The following is a 17398-nucleotide window of genomic DNA, read 5'->3' as shown; positions in this document are numbered from 1 at the left end:
AACAATTGGTTTAATTTTCCGATAACTATAGAAATATTACGTATGTTCAAGATGCTGAACGATGGAAGAATTCAAGCGCTAAATAAAAAGCCTCGTTATTTAGAAAACCCGTGAAGAAAAAAATTCTCCACGGGTTTTTTCGTTTTTCTAACTTTGCATCTATCTTTTTACAAGTTCTATCTTTTTATCTCCCCTGTCGACGATGATCTTCCCGTCTTTCATTTCAATAATTACTTGGAGAGGGCTGCCGAATCCTGCATCTTCTGCTCGAATTACTGCCTTGTTGTTTTCGAATGTTGCGGCTACCGGTCCGATTGATACAATTTGGTTGCATTGGTTCATGCAGTGTTCATAGCTAACCGTCGCTTTGCCATTCTTAAAGTTTTGCAGTGTTACAAATGTTAGTTCACTCTGGTTCTCGTATTCGCCGTTAAACCCGCTTTTGTCTACAACAGGAGGCAGGGTGATAACTGGCGTCCCTTCCTCTTCCTCTTCATCTTCCTTTTCCCTGTTGTATTCCTCGTTGTAGGTGATAAGACCATTAGATGAATGTGCCTCAAGATATGGAAGACCCGGGAAAAGTTCATGCTCCTTTGTGACTTTGAATATATAGATGGTTTCATTGTTCTGTTTTTTTTCTTTTATCTCTTTTATATTAAGCCCCATGAGCTTTGCGTATTTTTCAACTTCTTCCCAAGTGAAATCAATCGTTCTTCCGTCAACAACATCATCTACGATTAGGTCGTCCAGCATCCATTGTCCAGACTTTTCATTGTATATCGCCGATAATTTCACATGTAATCCGGTTTTATAGCTTTCGTTCGCCAGTTCGATTGTCTCAATCGTTACGCTCTCCAGGCTATTGTCCAGAATTCTTAGCCGCACATCCGGAAGAAGCTCTGTCGGCGGTCCGTTTTCCCCCGATGTCTCTTCCTTCATTCTGAGAAATGGCTCGAGGCTTTCGTAAAAGTTCTCCGTCCCTTTTGAGTCATCGCGAACATCAATGATGGTTTTGTACAATTCAACCATTTCTTTCGGTGTTATCTTTTTGTGTTTTTCTTTCTTCTGGTACCATTCAACAACCTGCTTTGCATAGTTCCCATGTTTCGTTTGCGTTTCCTTACCCTTTAATATCTGATAGATGTCAAATGTGAGAAGCTGGATATCTTTCAGTCTTTCCTTTCCGTCAGTGCCAGGCTTAAAGGAAGCGTTATCAAACTGAAGGAACGCTGCGTCCGATGAAAACTCGAACCTTGGTAAATCTATTCCGGGAAGATAATTGTCATCGTATTTCAGGATGAGATTTCCGTTCGTGTCATAAAGTCTATTGTCCTTATACTTGCTTTTGGGATAGTAGCTGAAATAGATGATGTTAGCCAATATATATTTCGTTATCTCACTAAGTTCGAAATCAAGCGATATCAAATCATTGTAATAGTCCAACTCATCTTTTAATTTTTCCCTCATCTGATCAGGAGAAGCGAGCAGGTCTTTATTCAACTTTTCCTCTGCATTGCCCTGCAAACCCTCTTTTGCTTTATCCATAATAGCCATAACAATATTATTGTAAATATAGTTCTTAGCCAACTGAATGCTTCCTTCAAATCCGTCATCTCCGTTTTGAATCATGAACTGTTCATGGAAAACGAGATGTACAGGATGGTCATCGGGGAATTTCAGACCAGTCGTCCAGAATGACACCATGTCGAGGTCCCTAGTGATAATCGTATAAAAGTCCTGTGCGCGTCCCGAATCATGATACCCGATCGTCACGCCTGTCCTTCCCATCAATTCGATGTTGTCGATTTCCTCTACTTTGTACTCTGTATTGTTTTCTACAGGTTCCGCTTTCACGACTTCCGCTTCTTCCTTTTGTGAGCAGCCAGATGCAATTAACAGTATAGTTATAAATAAAGCCAAGAGCTGTTTCTCCAATACCTCTCCCCCTTAAACTTCGTATATAATAATACTGTGGTTTATGTGTTAATATTGTAAAAAGTTGTAATTTTATTTTTTCCTTAAAAGTACTTGATTTACAGGTGTTATTAGATTGTTTTTCGGATAAATAAACACGCCTTAAAATGCATTTAGATTGGGTTGAAACTTGATAAATGGATTCTGCTTATTTTGATTTGAGGGAAATTTATGGATAGAGACGAAGTTATACTTAAACTCGATAAATTAAGTTCTATACCTAGAAAGAAAAGAAGGAAGTATGAAGAGAATTATATTTTCGGATATTATTGAAGCATTTTTGGTATAACATAACCAAACTTTGACTTTTGCGTGACACCAACCACCTAATTTTATTGAAAGTGTTGTTGCCTAAGGGTTTATACAAAAACTATAATGGAAAAAATTTTCCGTCCCTTTTTCTGTTCATTATTTCTTTTTTGCTGATACTACTAGCAAGACTTTTTGCAAAAAGAGGGATGAACATGAAGCCATTTATGCCGCAAATAGTATATATCGAACCACAGGCGTTAGAATACCCGCTCGGCAGGGAGTTGAAAGAAAAGTTCGAAGCCATGGGGCTTGAAATCAAGGAAACAACATCACATAACCAGGTAAGGGGCATACCAGGTGAGAATGAACTCCAAAAGTACCGTAATGCTAAGTCAACATTGGTTGTCGGTGTGCGCAGGACTCTGAAATTCGACACATCCAAACCGTCTGCCGAATACGCAATCCCGCTGGCAACAGGCTGTATGGGCCATTGCCACTATTGTTACCTGCAAACCACCCTGGGTTCAAAGCCGTATATCCGAACGTATGTAAATATTGACGAGATTTTTGAACAAGCTCAAAAATACATGGATGAACGAGCCCCGGAAATTACCCGTTTTGAGGCTGCCTGTACATCTGATATTGTCGGTATTGACCATTTGACGCATTCATTAAAAAAAGCGATTGAATTCATTGGACAGTCAGAATACGGACAACTTAGATTCGTGACCAAGTATCAGCATGTCGACCATCTCCTGGATGCCAAGCATAATGGAAAAACCAGATTCAGATTTAGTGTCAATTCCCGGTATGTTATTAAAAACTTCGAACCAGGAACCTCTTCTTTCGATGAAAGGCTTGAAGCAGCAAGGAAGGTTGCCGGCGCCGGATATCCGCTCGGCTTTATCGTTGCTCCTATCTATATGCATGAGGACTGGGAGAAGGGCTACCATGAATTATTTGAAAGGTTGAAAGCTGCTCTAGACGGTGTTGAAATAAAAGACCTTTCATTTGAAATGATTCAGCATCGATTCACGAAGCCTGCCAAAAATGTCATCATGAAACGATATCCTAAAACAAAGCTTGAAATGAATGAAGAGAAACGGAAATACAAATGGGGCAGGTATGGGATCGGGAAATATGTCTACCCAACTGAGGAAGCCGCCAAACTGGAGTCAACCATCAGGGGCTATATCAGCGATTACTTCCCAAATGCAGAAATACAATATTTCACCTAAAAAAGGAAATTTTCAATTTGTCCACCGTACTATTTTGCAACGAAGCCGCTTAAAGATGTAGGAGTGAATACATCGACGGGAGTGGCTTCCATGCTAATAGACGGTGTTTTTTCCGGTGGTGGAATAAAAGGCTTCGCTCTGATTGGTGCATGTGAGGCAGTTGAAAGGCGGGGTTTCAGGTTCTGCCGGGTTGCGGGGACGAGCGCGGGCTCAATTGTTGCCAGCCTAATCGCGGCAGGTTATTCAAGCGTTGAAATGCGCGGCCTCCTCGATGAACTGAATTTAGAAAAGCTGCTCGATTCTCGAAAATTACTTATTCCCACCCCTGTTACGAAATGGCTGCTACTCTACTGGAAGATGGGTCTTTATAAAGGTGATGCGCTTGAAGCCTGGATTGCTGAAAAGCTTGCCCAAAAAGGTTTAAGGACGTTTGCCGATCTGCCTCCTGAATCATTAAGGATTGTCGCATCAGACCTATCCAACGGGAGGATGGTTATTTTGCCGGATGACCTTCCCAAATATGGCCTTTCCCCTGGTTCATTTTCTATTGCAAAAGCAGTCAGGATGAGCTGCAGTATCCCTTATTTCTTTGAACCTGTAAAGCTTGTTGATGCAAGCGGTACGAATATTTTAGTGGATGGCGGGGTTCTGAGTAATTTTCCGATGTGGCTGTTTGACAGGGAGAACGTGAAGAAGGTCAGGCCCGTACTTGGTATTAAACTTAGCCATGACCCTGAAAATCATCCAAAACACAAAATAAAAAATGCGATTCAATTGTTTGAAGCCCTTTTTGAAACGATGAAGGATGCCCATGATGCCCGCTATATTACCCGCAAACATGCAAGGAACATCATCTTCATACCTACTGCAGGAGTAGTGGCAACCGAGTTTCAACTGACTGAAGAAAAGAAAGAATTGCTAGTTAAACATGGAAGGGATTGTGCAGAGGCCTTTTTCAGGAAATGGAGCTACTGAATCCAATTATAAGGCTCTGTTATTGTTTGTTTTTTGTGGGTATGAGAATTCATAGGCGGAGAATTTCCGGCTAATGTATATGGAGGCAGCTTATGAAGCAGATATAAGCGGAGATTTTCCGATTAACTGCTCTTAATAAGACAAAATCTAATGAACTGAATCATAATAACCGGAAAAACATCCCTTATTTTTCAGGAAATACGGCTATTTCCCAATTTAGCTGGAATTTTTCCGTTTATTTTTCAAACAACGTGAAATCAACGTTCAGTTATAACAGAACCTATAAAAAAATAAAACCGGACTTCCCTAAAAGGTGGCCCGGTCTTTTTTCTTGCCTTTTTTTCCTTCAATTACTGTCAAATGTGCCTGTGCTTTCTTTTTGGGGCGTTTCAAGGATGCGAGCGTCCCATGGAATGCGTTTTTTCCTTGAGCATGGGTGGTGCGGTTCCCTTTTCGTTTCTTTGACTGTCTGGCAGCTTTGAGGAATGCCCGTTGCTCTTTTTTAGCAGGATTGGCGCTCGTGATTCGGCGGTAAATATAAAAAATAACCAAACCGATCAGGACTGCGATCACAATATTTTGTATGAAAGCGGCTGGGTCTTTAAGTAACGTCCCTATTAAGCCGATGACCGCGAAAAAGATAAGAAAGCCTATAAAGAATACTGATTTACGTTTGTGCAAGATAGCCACCTCCCTAAGAGCATCTTAAGCAAGTTTCCCCAATTTTAAACTTCTATACTTATTATTTTATACAATTTCGTCCTGAAGTGCCTTATCTTCTGTTTCTTTTTCCAGCTTAAGCAGTTCATTAAATGAAAGTATGGCAACTTCTACTTGGCTGTTGTCAGGTTCCTTGGTTGTCAGCAATTGGAGCCAGAGGCCTGGATAACCAAGAAAGCGAAGAACCGGGACATCCCGCAGTTTGTTAGTGAACTGAAGAACTTCAAAGGAAATGCCGAGTACAACTGGAATAAGCGCCAGCCTGTTCAGGACACGGACCCAGAGCGGATCGGTTGGAACAAGTAAATAGACGAATACTCCGACGACAACTGTAAACAGCATGAAGCTGGAGCCGCATCGGTAGTGAAGGCGTGAACTTGCCTGGACATTTTCGACAGTCAGCTCCTTGCCGCTCTCAAAGCAGTTGATTACTTTATGTTCCGCTCCGTGATATTGAAATACCCTCTTAATTAAAGGAGTAAGCGAGACAAAATATATATATGCAAGTAAAAGAATCAGTTTGATTAGCCCTTCGATTAATACCTGTGCCGTATCTCCCGGGAAGATTGGCTTGAATAGTTCTGCAAGGAAGACTGGTATCAGCGTGAACAGGAATTTGCCAAATAAAAACGAAATTACGCCGATGGCCGCAACGCCTAGCCATAAGGTGAGCTTCGAGGTTTCCTGCTCGGCAATCGTTTCATCTTCCTCCGGGTCAATATCGTATCGCTCTGTCGAAAAGTTGAGGTGCTTGGATCCATTCGCACTTGCTTCAATAATCGCAGCGATACCGCGGATAAATGGAATTTTTTTAAAAAAGGATACTAACGGACGGCTTGTCCGGGAAAGCCTGAAATACTCAATCGTATCATCTTTGCGCCTGACTGCTGTTACATAATGATGTTTTCCGCCAAACATGACGCCTTCAACAACTGCCTGGCCGCCATATATTGGTTTAGGTTCTTTCGTTGTCATTAGATCTCACACCAACCTACTCATAGAGTTGCACTCACAGTGGATACTGCCTGTACTTTCCTTTATTCTACTAGAAAAATACGAAAAGCTCTATACATTGGCCATTAACATTTTTGCTGGAAGGAGAAGACTGGGGATGTACATACTAAGAAAGAACGATTAATTACAAAGGAGAAGTAAAAATGGATTCCAATAAAATGAAAGACTTTCCTATGCTGGTTATATTAACAGGGTTCTGGGGAGGGCTGATCTGGAGCTTCATCGGCCAGATTGGGTACTATTTTAATTTTACTAAAATCCCGCCGAGAGTCATCCTCGAGCCCTGGGGGTTAGGGGATTGGAAGACGGGCTGGCTCGGGACACTTATATCAATCTTATTGATTGCTGTCATTTCAATTGGAGTGGCGTTTCTGTATTCAATGTTTTTGAAAAAGGCGAAGGGGCTTATTCCGGGAGCAATGTTTGGCCTTGGGATCTTCCTGTTGATTTTCCTGTTGCTGCATCCTATTTTCCCTGGCATTTCACCCCTTGGCGATCTTGATAAAAATACCCTTGTGACATCAGCGTGTCTGTTTCTTCTTTACGGAGTATTCATTGGTTATTCAATCTCCTGGGAATACTCGAATATTCAAACTAAACAGGAGGTATCCGGGTAGGAGAAAGAGAGGCGATATGATAAAATGATTTAGGTAAATAGTGCTGGCATTAGAGATTATAAAGATTTGGGGAATATCGATGAGTAAAAAAATTTTACTGCTTAATGGACCGAACTTGAATATGCTTGGTAAACGGGAACCTGGAATTTACGGAGCGGAAACACTCGCATCTGTTGAGGAAACAATCCGTAAGTTAGGGTTGGATAACGGCTGCGAAGTGGATTGCCGGCAATCCAATCATGAAGGGGTTTTGATTGACTGGATTCAGGATGCCGATGAAGAACGCTGCCAGGGAATCATATTCAATCCGGGAGCTTATACACATTATAGTTATGCCATCCGCGACGCAATTGCAGGGATTAGTGTACCGGTCATCGAAGTTCATATCTCGAATATTCATGCCCGTGAAAACTTCAGGCATACATCGGTTACAGCCGCAGCCTGCAAGGGCCAAATAAGCGGCCTTGGTACAAAAGGGTATGAACTGGCTTTTTACGCCCTAATGAACAGCTAAAAGGAGAGGAATTGGAATGAGTAAACTAGAAAAGTTAAGGAATGAGTTCTCGAAGCTCGGCATCGACGGGATGCTAATTACAAGCGATTTCAACCGAAGGTATATGTCCAATTTTACCGGAACAGCTGGAACAGTTCTAATTAGTGCGGACAAAGCGCTTTTCATTACTGATTTCAGGTACACGGAACAAGCAGCCAAGCAATGTGTCGGTTTCGAGATTATCCGTCATAATGGGACAATGCAGGAAGAAGTGGCGCTTCAGGCCAGGCAGCTTGGAATCAAAAGGCTCGGTTTTGAACAGGACCATGTTACATATGGAGTATATAAAACGTATGAGGCTAAATTTGAGGGCGAGCTCGTGCCAGTTGAAGGTGCAGTAGAAAAGTTGCGCTTGATAAAGACCGATGCAGAGATTAAGATATTAAAGGAAGCTGGGGCTATTGCGGATGCGGCCTTTACACATATCCTTGAATACATTCGCCCGGGCAGGACAGAATTGGAAGTTTCAAATGAGCTAGAATTCTTTATGCGCAAAGCGGGTGCAACATCTTCGTCTTTTGATACAATTGTTGCTTCAGGATACCGTTCTGCATTGCCGCACGGAGTGGCAAGTGAGAAAGTGATTGAAACCGGGGATTTTGTAACGTTGGATTTTGGTGCGTATTATAATGGGTATGTATCAGATATAACCAGGACTATTTCTGTCGGAACTCCAGACCAAAAGCTTAAGGAAATTTATGATATCGTCCTTGAAGCCCAGCTGCGCGGGCTTGCAGGAATTAAGCCAGGCATGACAGGGAAGGAAGCTGATGCACTTACCCGTAATTTCATAACTGAAAAAGGATACGGGGAGTATTTTGGCCATTCGACTGGACATGGCATTGGCCTTGAGATTCATGAAGGCCCAAGATTGTCGTCTCAATCTGATACTGTACTGGAGCCGGGCATGGTTGTAACAGTTGAGCCAGGCATTTATATCCCTGGGCTTGGCGGTGTCCGGATTGAAGATGATACCGTAATCACACTGGATAAAAACGAAAAGCTTACCCACTCAACAAAGGAACTGATTATTCTTTAAAAGGAAATAGGAGGAACACACATGATTTCAGTTAACGACTTCCGTACAGGACTTACCATTGAGGTAGACGGCGGCATTTGGCGTGTTATGGATTTCCAGCACGTTAAACCAGGAAAGGGAGCTGCGTTTGTCCGCTCGAAGCTCCGCAACCTTCGTACGGGTAATGTGAATGAAAAGACATTCCGTGCCGGTGAAAAAGTTGCAAAGGCCCAAATTGATAACCGCAGGATGCAATACCTTTATGCAAGCGGTGACCAGCATATCTTTATGGATAACGAATCCTATGAGCAAATTGAATTGCCTGCAAGTGTTATCGAGTATGAGCTGAAGTTCCTTAAGGAAAACATGGAAGTTTCAATAATGATGTATCAAGGTGAGACGCTTGGTGTCGACCTTCCAAATACAGTCGAGCTTGAAGTTACTGAAACGGAGCCAGGAATCAAAGGTGATACTGCATCAGGAGGTTCAAAGCCTGCAACACTTGAAACCGGACTAGTTGTACACGTTCCATTCTTTGTTAACCAGGGTGACCGCCTGATTATCAATACATCGGATGCTTCTTACGTTTCACGCGCATAATTTTTCTGATAACATTTTATTACAGAACCCGGATCTGCCATGCAGACCGGGTTTTTTCTATGTTAACAATTTCTACATGATTTCTGCTTAAATTCTGCACATTTATTTTTTACATAATAATCACCCCAACAAAAGGAGCAGATTATCATGAACATGACGCATTATATGGGTTTGCTGGCAGACAATCAGCCTTGGAACCTGATTATTTTTATGGCGGTGGTCGTAATAGCGGCTGAAACCATTGCTATTACAGAGCTGGGCATCTTATTTACACGTAACTTTAACGGGAAAATGCGGAAGGTGAACAAGATTACCAGCATTTTTGCAGGCATCTATTTTACAGGTATTTTCATTTATTTAATGCAGACAGCATGGATTCCGTTAACACTATCCGGCGGCTGGCACGGCTGGATTGATTTTACCGCAGTGACATTCTACCTCCTGGGGATTGTACCGCTTTTGGGAATGACCCTGATTGACATGGGGCTGGTAATGAAAAACAAGCCAGAGCAACAGAAAATGAAGGTTCATGTGTTTTATGTAGGCCTTTTCCTAGTAGTTGCCCATGTTGCCATGATTTTCGGCATGCCACAATATGCACGACATGAGTAATATGTAATGGCCAAAACAGCTGTCGGATAACCGGCAGCTGTTTTTTTAGGGGACAGAGATATTATAAATTTCGCGACTGTGGATAACTTTTTTTATTGGCCTACCTACGTCTAGGTCCGGTGCCTACGCGTGTGAAACCCTAAATGGAGCGGAAGCCAACAGAGTCATTTAACAAAGGAATTTACACTAATAAGCATAAACTTATGAAGATATTGTGAAGATAGCCTCCTTGAAATTTGAACGTTTTATTAACATCCTCCCAGGTAACTAGTCAGTAGGATATAAGGGGACTAAAATAAAGGTAATCACTAGTAATTAAGTGGGATATATCCTCAATATTACTATAAAAAAAGCCGTACGGTCGGTTACCGCTACGGGAGTTTGGGAGGCTTGAAGTCTAATGGAGAAAATTAATGTTTTGATTGTCGATGACCATTATATGTTTCTGAAAGGCCTTGAAAGTATTATAAGTGAAGACAGCTCTTTGAAAATCATCGGGGAGGCACGTGATGGCAAAGAGGCAGTGGAGCTGGCGAATGAAAAGAGGCCCGATGTCATTCTGATGGACGTAAATATGCCTACAGTAGGAGGTATAGACGCTCTTAAAACAATCATACAAGATCAACCGGAAATCAATGTTTTAATGATGGCCACCGACGATAATGAAGAAAGCTTGATGGAGGCCATGAAAAACGGTGCCAAAGGTTATTTATCAAAACATCTTCTCCCTGACGAGCTGCTTATGTTCATTCGCATGGTCCATAGAGGTGAGTATATAATTTCCGGCCCTCTTGCAAAAAAAATCATAGAGGCAAATACCAGTACTGAACAAAACACAACAGAACATGAAGCGGGGATGCAAAAGAAGGAAAATGTTTTGACCAAAAGAGAAAAGGAAATCCTCAGCCATGTGAGCAAAGGGATGACGAACCGCCAAATCGCCAATGCCCTGTTCATTTCAGAAAACACGGTTAAAAACCATATTAGAAATATTATGGAAAAGCTGCAAATGAACAACCGCCTTACAGCTGCAAATTATGCGAAGAATGAGGGCTGGCTGCAGCACATTTAATCCGAAAACCTTCACTGAATAGTTGAAAATACAGCATGGGAATATGAATTGAATTGTTACAATGAAGAAAGACCTGACAGTGCCAGCTGTAATTCAAAAATAAAAGGATTTTGGCAGGTTAAAGCCGAGGAAAAGGTGCAGATTATGAAGAAAAAATTATTAATCAGCAGTTATATACTTGTTGTCATAATTGGGATTTCAGCATTTGTATCGACAAATGGATTTAAAGGGAAAAATTATGAATCCGTTCAGGCTGGCGAGAAAATTTATCGGGCTGAATGTGCGCTTTGCCATGGAGACACTGGGAAAGGTGAAGGAGCAAAAATCGGGACTGCTCTTAATAGCGATGTTTTCCTAAGCTATGCTTCGGATAAGGATCTGTACAACTATGTTAAGTATGGCCGTCCTGACGCAGCCATGCCCGCATATGGTGAAAGGATGTCCGAGGAACAACTCCAGAACGTTGTTGATTTTATGAGAAGCTGGCAAAAGAAAGAAATGGATTTCGATGATGTCCCAAAGAAAATTGAGGGAAATCCAGTTGCCGGAGAAGAAATATATAATCGTTCGTGTTTGACATGCCACGGTGAAGCGGGAGCGGGCAAGAAGAAAATAGGTACAGTGCCAGTGCTCGCCAATCCTGAACACTTGAAGTATACATCCTACAGACAGCTGTGGATCGGAATCGCATATGGCCGGGAGGGTACCCGCATGGCTCCTTCTTTAAAAGGGCTGGAAGGTGTCCGGCAATTAAGTGAACAGCAAATTTCGGATGTAGTTGCCTATATCCGGTCCTTGGAGAAAACAGAATAAATACAAGAAACCCTGGATCGCCAATGCGGTGCCAGGGTTATTTTTTATCCAAAAAATCCTAAGTATTGGCGGTTGGGTAAGTTTAACAAAACGTTCATATCTGCATGAACTGGTAAAAAAGGATTGGCATTATAGTTAACATAGGAAATTAGGATTAGTTATTTTTCCATAATACATAAAGTTAACTAGTATTTAGAAATAGACTGATTGGCAGATTTCTAACATGATAGATTGTTAAAAACTTCACAAGAGGGATAAAAGATGAATATTTTTCCGCTATTTTCCTGTACATGCATAAACTCATTTCCTAGGAATGCAAGAAGGAGATTGTGAACAATTTATGTTCTTTTCATGTCAAAACCCCAACGTTTTTCTTCCTTTAACAAAATGTTCAAGAGTGATTAATCCAAAGGATAGTACTGTCGATTATATTTATTTCAAAGAGGACTATAGTGGAAAGTGGTACTGACTAGTTAATTGTTTTTCCACTATCCAAGGAGGATTATGATGATAAAAAAATTCTTGTCAGTAGTGCTTGCGGCTTCCTTTGCATTATCTGCGAATGGTACAGCTGCCAATGCGGAAGGGAATTTCACGACAGAGAAATTTCCTTATGAGGAGATGCAAATCCAGGTCATGCCTGAGTTCGATTATCCTGAAAACTGGCCAAAAGAGGAACCATCATTGTTAGTTGGCCAATACGGCACCATTACAAATAAAACTGGCGGGGACTTTACTGGGAAAGTAGAAATTCCAGTGCCCGTTAATGAAAAAGGCTTTCAAATTTACCTGGTGGCTGAGTTTCCCAGCCCTGAAAAACCCGAAGTCCAGCGCCCATTCGAAGTGGATAAAGAGAGAGGCGTTGTCGTCTTCCGGCCGCAGAAACCAATTAAAAAAGACGGAACCTATAGTTTCGTAGTTGAGTATTACTCAAACCCACTATCTGTGAAAGGTTCGGAAAAGAGCTTTAAGTATGAGTACAAGGCTCCATCTGCAATTGAAACGCTTGATGTTATTGTTTACGCACCGCTGAAGTCAACTGACATTGTTATGGATCCAAAACCAGCCAGTACCCAAAAGAGCGAATATGGAGAACAAATCGCTTTCTATCAGCAAAAAGGCGTAAAACAAGGTGATGCTATAAAATATGGCATTTTCTATAAGAAAGAAGGAAATGCTTCAACCCTATCAATGATTGATACTGCCAAAGCACCAAATGATGAGAACCATAGCGGACAAACGGCTACTGACCAGGTAGTTGGTGCCGCGGCTAATAATGGCGGCGGGAACGGGAATGGAGACCGTCCGATTATCGGTGCCGCAGGCGGAACCATCATTGGGGCTTCCATCATCATTGCGGGCATGTTCGTATTCTTTGGGTTAAAGAATAGAGCCGAAAACCGGAACCATCCAGCGCCAAAGAAAAAGACAAAAGATAAAAAGCCTGCTGAAACGCAGAAAAAGAAGAATGACTTGAATGTTGATGAAATCAAAGAGCTTCGCAAAAAACTGCTGAGTGGGAAAATTGATCAAGAGGCTTATGATGAGCAAGTCAAAAAATTGATTTAGGGGGATGGAACGAATGAAAAAGAACACGATTGTTATGCTGGGCGGATTCATCATTGCTGGCGCGATTGTCTTTTTGCTCATGGCAGCCACACCAGGTTCGAGTGGCATTGAATTAAAAATGAAAGACTTGCTGGCAAACCAGGAAAAACATAAGGACGATTTTGTGACAGTTGAAGGCCTGCTGATTGAAGATTCTATTAATTGGAATGCAGATAAAATCGAGTTGAAATTCGATGTTAAAGACAACGAAGGAAATATTATGCACGTTGTCCATAACGGTGTAAAGCCGGATAATTTCTCGGAAGGAGTTATTGTCATCCTTCAGGGGGCGCCTACTAAAAGGGATACATTTCAAGCCGAAACAGTTAAAACGCGCTGCCCTTCCAAATATGAAGGCGAGGACATGGAAAATTATGACCCGGAAGCACATAAAGAGAAGCTGAACAAAAAGCCTTCCACCGAAGAATAGAAGCCAAACTAAAGAAGGTGACGACATGTATTTATTCTCAAATGCGACAATCTTTGTAGGCCTGGCGCTGGCGATTTATTCATTGCTGGGGACCACCTACGGGATTGCAACAAAGAATCAAAAGCTTATCAATAGCGGCAAAGGTGCAGCATTCGGTTTGTTCATTAGTGCAACGCTAGCAATGCTTTCGTTATTTTACCTGCTCGGGACGTCGCAGTTCCAATTTGAATATGTCAATGACTATACAAGCAGCGAGCTGCCAGTCATTTATAAGCTGACTGCACTTTGGGCAGGGAATGCAGGTTCACTGCTTCTCTGGACGTTCTTCTTGACTCTCTATATCGTGATGATCGTTTTTTCAAGGAAGATGAAAGGAAACCCAATGGTTCCCTACATCATGTCGATCCTGATGGCCAATGCGGTTTTTTTCTTTCTGGTACTGGCTTTTGTAGCAAATCCGTTTGACATTTTGCCTGAAGTTCCTATCGAAGGAAAAGGCCTTAACCCGATGCTTCAAAACCCAGGCATGATTATTCACCCAGTAACCTTATACCTTGGTTACGTAGGGCTTGCCGTTCCATTCGCTTTTGCAATGGCGGCCTTAATCCTGAAGAACATGGATGACTTCTGGATTAAGATGACGCGAAGGTGGACGATTATCGCTTGGCTGTTTCTGAGCCTGGGCAATATTTTTGGCGGCCAGTGGGCCTACGTAGAACTAGGCTGGGGCGGATACTGGGCATGGGATCCGGTTGAAAATGCATCCTTCATGCCATGGCTGACAGCTACAGCATTCCTCCACTCCGTTATGATACAGGAACGCAAGAATATGCTGAAAGTCTGGAATATTAGCTTAATCATCATCTCGTATGCTCTGACTCTATTTGGTACATTCCTTGTACGAAGCGGGGTTCTCACATCTGTCCACGCTTTTGCGAATTCCAATCTCGGCTTGTACTTCTTAATCTTCATGGGTGTAGCTGTGATCGGTGCAATGTATGTTCTGATGAGCCGCTACAACCTGATTAAACGCAGTGCAGGGGAATTCAATTCCTATATCTCAAAAGAAAGCAGCTTTCTAATCAATAATTTGCTGCTAGTAGGTTCGGCCTTTGCGGTATTTTGGGGAACAATCTTCCCACTCGTGTCAGAGGCAGTCCGCGGCACGAAGGTTACAGTCGGGATTCCATTCTTTAATGCAACTCAGGCGCCAATCCTTCTTGGAATGATGTTTATAATGGCCGTTTGCCCATTGCTCGCTTGGCAAAGGTCATCGCTTAAAAATTTGAAAAAGAACTTCATGATTCCAGCCATTCTTGCAATCGCTGCGATGGCCCTGATGGTGATTCTCGGAATCTCCAAGGCGTGGGCTGTTATCGGCTATGGTGTTATCGTCCTTCTACTATGCACCCACTACCTGGAGTTCCACAGAGGCGTCAAGGCCAGAAGGAAAATGACTCGTGAAAGTATACCTGTGGCACTTTATAGGCTGATGACAAAGAACCGGCGCCGTTATGGAGGCTACATCGTTCATCTTGGAATTGCCTTCATAGCTATTGGGATTATCGGTTCACAAAACTATGACCATGAAACGATGAAAACTGTTGCAATAGGGGAATCAATCGAGATTGATGATTACAGGATAAATTACGACAAGCTCGATCAAAGGTCCGAGGGCATCAACGACATCGTTTATGCAGATCTGACTGTTTTCAAAAACGGTGAAAGACTTGGCAATTATGAGGTTGAAAAAGTATTTTACGGCAACTGGGACCAGCCATCATCCGAAGTGGCATTGATCTCAAACGCTGCGGAAGATTTATATATTATCCTCAGTGCTTGGGAAAATGACGGAAAGGCCACTTTCATTGTTAAGGTAATCCCAATGATGTCAGCGATGTGGTTTGGATCTTTCCTAATCGTAATAGGTTCCTTATTTGCAGTATGGAATGGAAAATATCAACATGTAACCCCTAGGTATACCGGAGCAACCAGGGAGGTAGTGTAGAATGCTTAAAAAGCTTTACGCCGGGCTTCTGATTGCTTTGGTCTTATTCCAGGCTGCCATTGCTCCCGCGGAAGCAAAGGATAAGGAATTTGATTATAAGTCACCTGAATTTAAAGCAGTGGCATCGCAGTTTGCCTGTACATGCGGATGTGGCCAGGATCATTATGAATGCGATCCAAATACGTGCAATCTCACAGTGGAGTTCAAGGCAGACCTCGTCGAAATGATGAACAAGGGTATGGATAAGGATGAAATCCGTAAGTATTATATCGGCATTTACGGGGAAGAAATCCTGACATCTCCGGAGAAAGAGGGCTTTAGCCTAACAGCCTGGGTCCTTCCATTTGTAGTATTAGGCGGAGCAGGAACAGCGGTATTCTTCATCATTAGAAAATGGGTTAGGAGAAAAAGTCCTCAAACTTCCATTGAAGAAGAATTTGTTGGGAATGACGAAGTAGAGGGTGAAATCCTTTCTTCAATCATTGATGAGGAACGAAAAAAGTATCTTTAGGATGTGAACAGAATGGAAGGAATTTCATTACTATCTATACTCTTTACTGCTTTGTTTGTACTCGGCTGCCTTTATCTTGTGCTAATGCCGTTGTTCAAAGAAGAGACCTTCCTTGACCATACAAGAAAAAGCCAAACGGATACAGCCACAAAGGAAGCATTGTTTACAACATTGAATGAAATTGAATTTGAATTCAAAATGAATAAATTATCTGAAAGTGATTACCGCCAGCTAAAAAGGCAGTATGAGATCCAAGTGGCAAAAATTATGAAGGATGAAGAAACTTCGGTAGAAAAAAATATCGATTTGGATCTCTTGGCAGAGGTCGAACGCGAAATTGAAGCATCCCTGAACAAGCAACAGAAAAAGGGGGAAGGAAAGTGATTAAAAAAATCACGATTTTCCTTCTCGGCCTAATGCTACTGGCCCCGGCAACCGGGGCCTATGCAGCCGAATCGAAAATCACCATCGATATGCTTTACCTTGTTGTCAGCCCTTCTGAAGACGGTTCAACAAACATGATGTACATGGTGAATTATACAAATACCGATTCGGAGGAATACAAAGGCGACGGTAAGAGTGAGGCTGTCTTAAATGTCACCTTGCCAGAGGGAGCAACCAATCTGAATTTTATGGATGCGAAAATAACATCAAAACAGACTGAGACTGGCTTCATTACAACTGATCCTATCCCGGCAAGCCAAACAATTGTACTTCCATACAGCTATAGAATGCCAGCAGGCAAGGAAATCAATCTGACATTTGACTATTCGACCCAGTTGATACAGGTGCTCGTGCCTGAGGGAATGGGGAGCATCGAATTTCAGGGAACGAAAGCGACAAATCAAGGAGTCTTTAATTTTGAGGACCAAAAATATGTAGGGTACAGTGTCGAAGGAATTCAGGCAAACCAAAAGCTGACCATGATTTATAACAAAGATCTACAGCCGAGCCAAAACGAAACCAGTCAAACAGGAGGAAATAACACAGAATCGGTTGTTTCAAAGCAATCACCTGCATTCCATAACCCTGGCCATCTTCGGATGTGGTACCAATCACCTTTGAAAAGCTTTAACCCACATATCCTAATGATTGTGCTGGCTGCTATTTTGATTGCGGGAATCAGCTATTACTCCTATTTTAGGGTAAAAACGAAAGCTGCTGCAGAAAAGCTGGAAAATGATACAGATGAAAAAGCATTTAAGCTGCTTATGGCCAAGCAAAAGACAATTATGGATAAGATTATTGAACTCGAAGAAAATCATGGCAATGGAGAGCTCTCCGAGAACGAGTATAATGCGAAGCTTGATGCCTATAAGCAGCACTTGGTCAAAGTCAAGCTTGGCCTCAGGAGATTTGTAGAGTAAGAGCGCAGTAGGAGGG

The 17398-nt window shown here is 42.2% G+C and carries 18 protein-coding genes; 15 read left to right on the top strand and 3 right to left on the bottom strand.

Annotation, left to right across the window (positions count from 1 at the left end; all coding sequences use genetic code 11):
• Positions 1 to 159 precede the first annotated feature (159 nt).
• Complete coding sequence (locus A8F94_RS04250; protein ID WP_066196058.1) at positions 160 to 1935, bottom strand: hypothetical protein; 1776 nt, start codon at positions 1933 to 1935, stop codon at positions 160 to 162.
• 503 nt (positions 1936 to 2438) lie between these two features.
• Here A8F94_RS04250 and splB point away from each other — a divergent pair.
• Both splB and A8F94_RS04240 read left to right on the top strand, forming a co-directional pair.
• Positions 2439 to 3464 carry a spore photoproduct lyase gene (gene splB, locus A8F94_RS04245; RefSeq protein WP_066196055.1) on the top strand — a complete coding sequence of 342 codons (1026 nt, stop codon included), beginning with the start codon at positions 2439 to 2441 and terminating at the stop codon, positions 3462 to 3464.
• A 90-nt stretch (positions 3465 to 3554) separates the two neighbouring features.
• Complete coding sequence (locus A8F94_RS04240) at positions 3555 to 4439, top strand: patatin-like phospholipase family protein (protein WP_066196052.1); 885 nt, start codon at positions 3555 to 3557, stop codon at positions 4437 to 4439.
• Positions 4440 to 4745: 306 nt separating this feature from the next.
• Here the strand turns inward: A8F94_RS04240 and A8F94_RS04235 are convergent, their stop codons facing one another.
• Entirely contained in the window at positions 4746 to 5120 is a 375-nt protein-coding gene (locus A8F94_RS04235) for an SA1362 family protein (RefSeq protein WP_066196049.1), read from the bottom strand.
• A 66-nt stretch (positions 5121 to 5186) separates the two neighbouring features.
• Complete coding sequence (locus A8F94_RS04230; RefSeq protein WP_066196046.1) at positions 5187 to 6134, bottom strand: DUF1385 domain-containing protein; 948 nt, start codon at positions 6132 to 6134, stop codon at positions 5187 to 5189.
• A gap of 182 nt (positions 6135 to 6316) precedes the next feature.
• On the opposite strand from A8F94_RS04230, the gene A8F94_RS04225 reads away from it, so the two are divergent.
• The 13 genes from A8F94_RS04225 (at position 6317) to A8F94_RS04165 (ending at position 17382) form a co-directional block, all read left to right on the top strand.
• Positions 6317 to 6790 (top strand): YqhR family membrane protein, encoded by a 474-nt coding sequence (locus A8F94_RS04225; RefSeq protein WP_066196043.1) that lies wholly within the window; start codon positions 6317 to 6319, stop codon positions 6788 to 6790.
• A gap of 79 nt (positions 6791 to 6869) precedes the next feature.
• Positions 6870 to 7304, top strand: a complete 435-nt coding sequence (aroQ, locus tag A8F94_RS04220) for a type II 3-dehydroquinate dehydratase (protein ID WP_066196041.1) — start codon at positions 6870 to 6872, stop codon at positions 7302 to 7304.
• A 16-nt stretch (positions 7305 to 7320) separates the two neighbouring features.
• Entirely contained in the window at positions 7321 to 8382 is a 1062-nt protein-coding gene (locus tag A8F94_RS04215; RefSeq protein WP_066196039.1) for a M24 family metallopeptidase, read from the top strand.
• Positions 8383 to 8403: 21 nt separating this feature from the next.
• A complete protein-coding gene (gene efp / locus A8F94_RS04210) occupies positions 8404 to 8961 on the top strand; it encodes an elongation factor P (RefSeq protein WP_066196036.1) in 558 nt (185 codons plus the stop codon).
• A 147-nt stretch (positions 8962 to 9108) separates the two neighbouring features.
• Positions 9109 to 9573 (top strand): DUF6803 family protein, encoded by a 465-nt coding sequence (locus tag A8F94_RS04205; RefSeq protein ID WP_066196034.1) that lies wholly within the window; start codon positions 9109 to 9111, stop codon positions 9571 to 9573.
• 400 nt (positions 9574 to 9973) lie between these two features.
• The gene (locus tag A8F94_RS04200; RefSeq protein WP_066196030.1) at positions 9974 to 10645 is read left to right on the top strand and encodes a response regulator; all 672 of its coding nucleotides are present in this window, start codon (positions 9974 to 9976) and stop codon (positions 10643 to 10645) included.
• Between the two features lie 48 nt (positions 10646 to 10693).
• Positions 10694 to 11458 (top strand): cytochrome c, encoded by a 765-nt coding sequence (locus tag A8F94_RS04195; protein ID WP_254660779.1) that lies wholly within the window; start codon positions 10694 to 10696, stop codon positions 11456 to 11458.
• A 507-nt stretch (positions 11459 to 11965) separates the two neighbouring features.
• A complete protein-coding gene (locus A8F94_RS04190; RefSeq protein ID WP_254660778.1) occupies positions 11966 to 13027 on the top strand; it encodes a hypothetical protein in 1062 nt (353 codons plus the stop codon).
• Positions 13028 to 13040: 13 nt separating this feature from the next.
• Positions 13041 to 13496 (top strand): cytochrome c maturation protein CcmE, encoded by a 456-nt coding sequence (locus A8F94_RS04185; RefSeq protein ID WP_066196024.1) that lies wholly within the window; start codon positions 13041 to 13043, stop codon positions 13494 to 13496.
• Between the two features lie 25 nt (positions 13497 to 13521).
• Positions 13522 to 15504 (top strand): heme lyase CcmF/NrfE family subunit, encoded by a 1983-nt coding sequence (locus A8F94_RS04180; RefSeq protein ID WP_066196017.1) that lies wholly within the window; start codon positions 13522 to 13524, stop codon positions 15502 to 15504.
• 1 nt (position 15505) lies between these two features.
• A complete protein-coding gene (locus tag A8F94_RS04175; protein ID WP_066196011.1) occupies positions 15506 to 16015 on the top strand; it encodes a cytochrome c-type biogenesis protein in 510 nt (169 codons plus the stop codon).
• A gap of 12 nt (positions 16016 to 16027) precedes the next feature.
• On the top strand, positions 16028 to 16399 hold the full coding sequence (locus A8F94_RS04170; protein ID WP_066196008.1) for a hypothetical protein: 372 nt from the start codon (positions 16028 to 16030) through the stop codon (positions 16397 to 16399).
• A complete protein-coding gene (locus A8F94_RS04165; RefSeq protein ID WP_066196006.1) occupies positions 16396 to 17382 on the top strand; it encodes a hypothetical protein in 987 nt (328 codons plus the stop codon). Before A8F94_RS04170 ends, A8F94_RS04165 begins: the two co-directional genes overlap by 4 nt.
• Positions 17383 to 17398 lie beyond the last annotated feature (16 nt).

This window comes from Bacillus sp. FJAT-27225 (assembly GCF_001685025.1).
Taxonomy (GTDB): domain Bacteria; phylum Bacillota; class Bacilli; order Bacillales; family Cytobacillaceae; genus Bacillus_D.
Note: the sequence above shows the minus strand (reverse complement) of the source record. Positions and strands in the feature narration are given on the sequence as shown.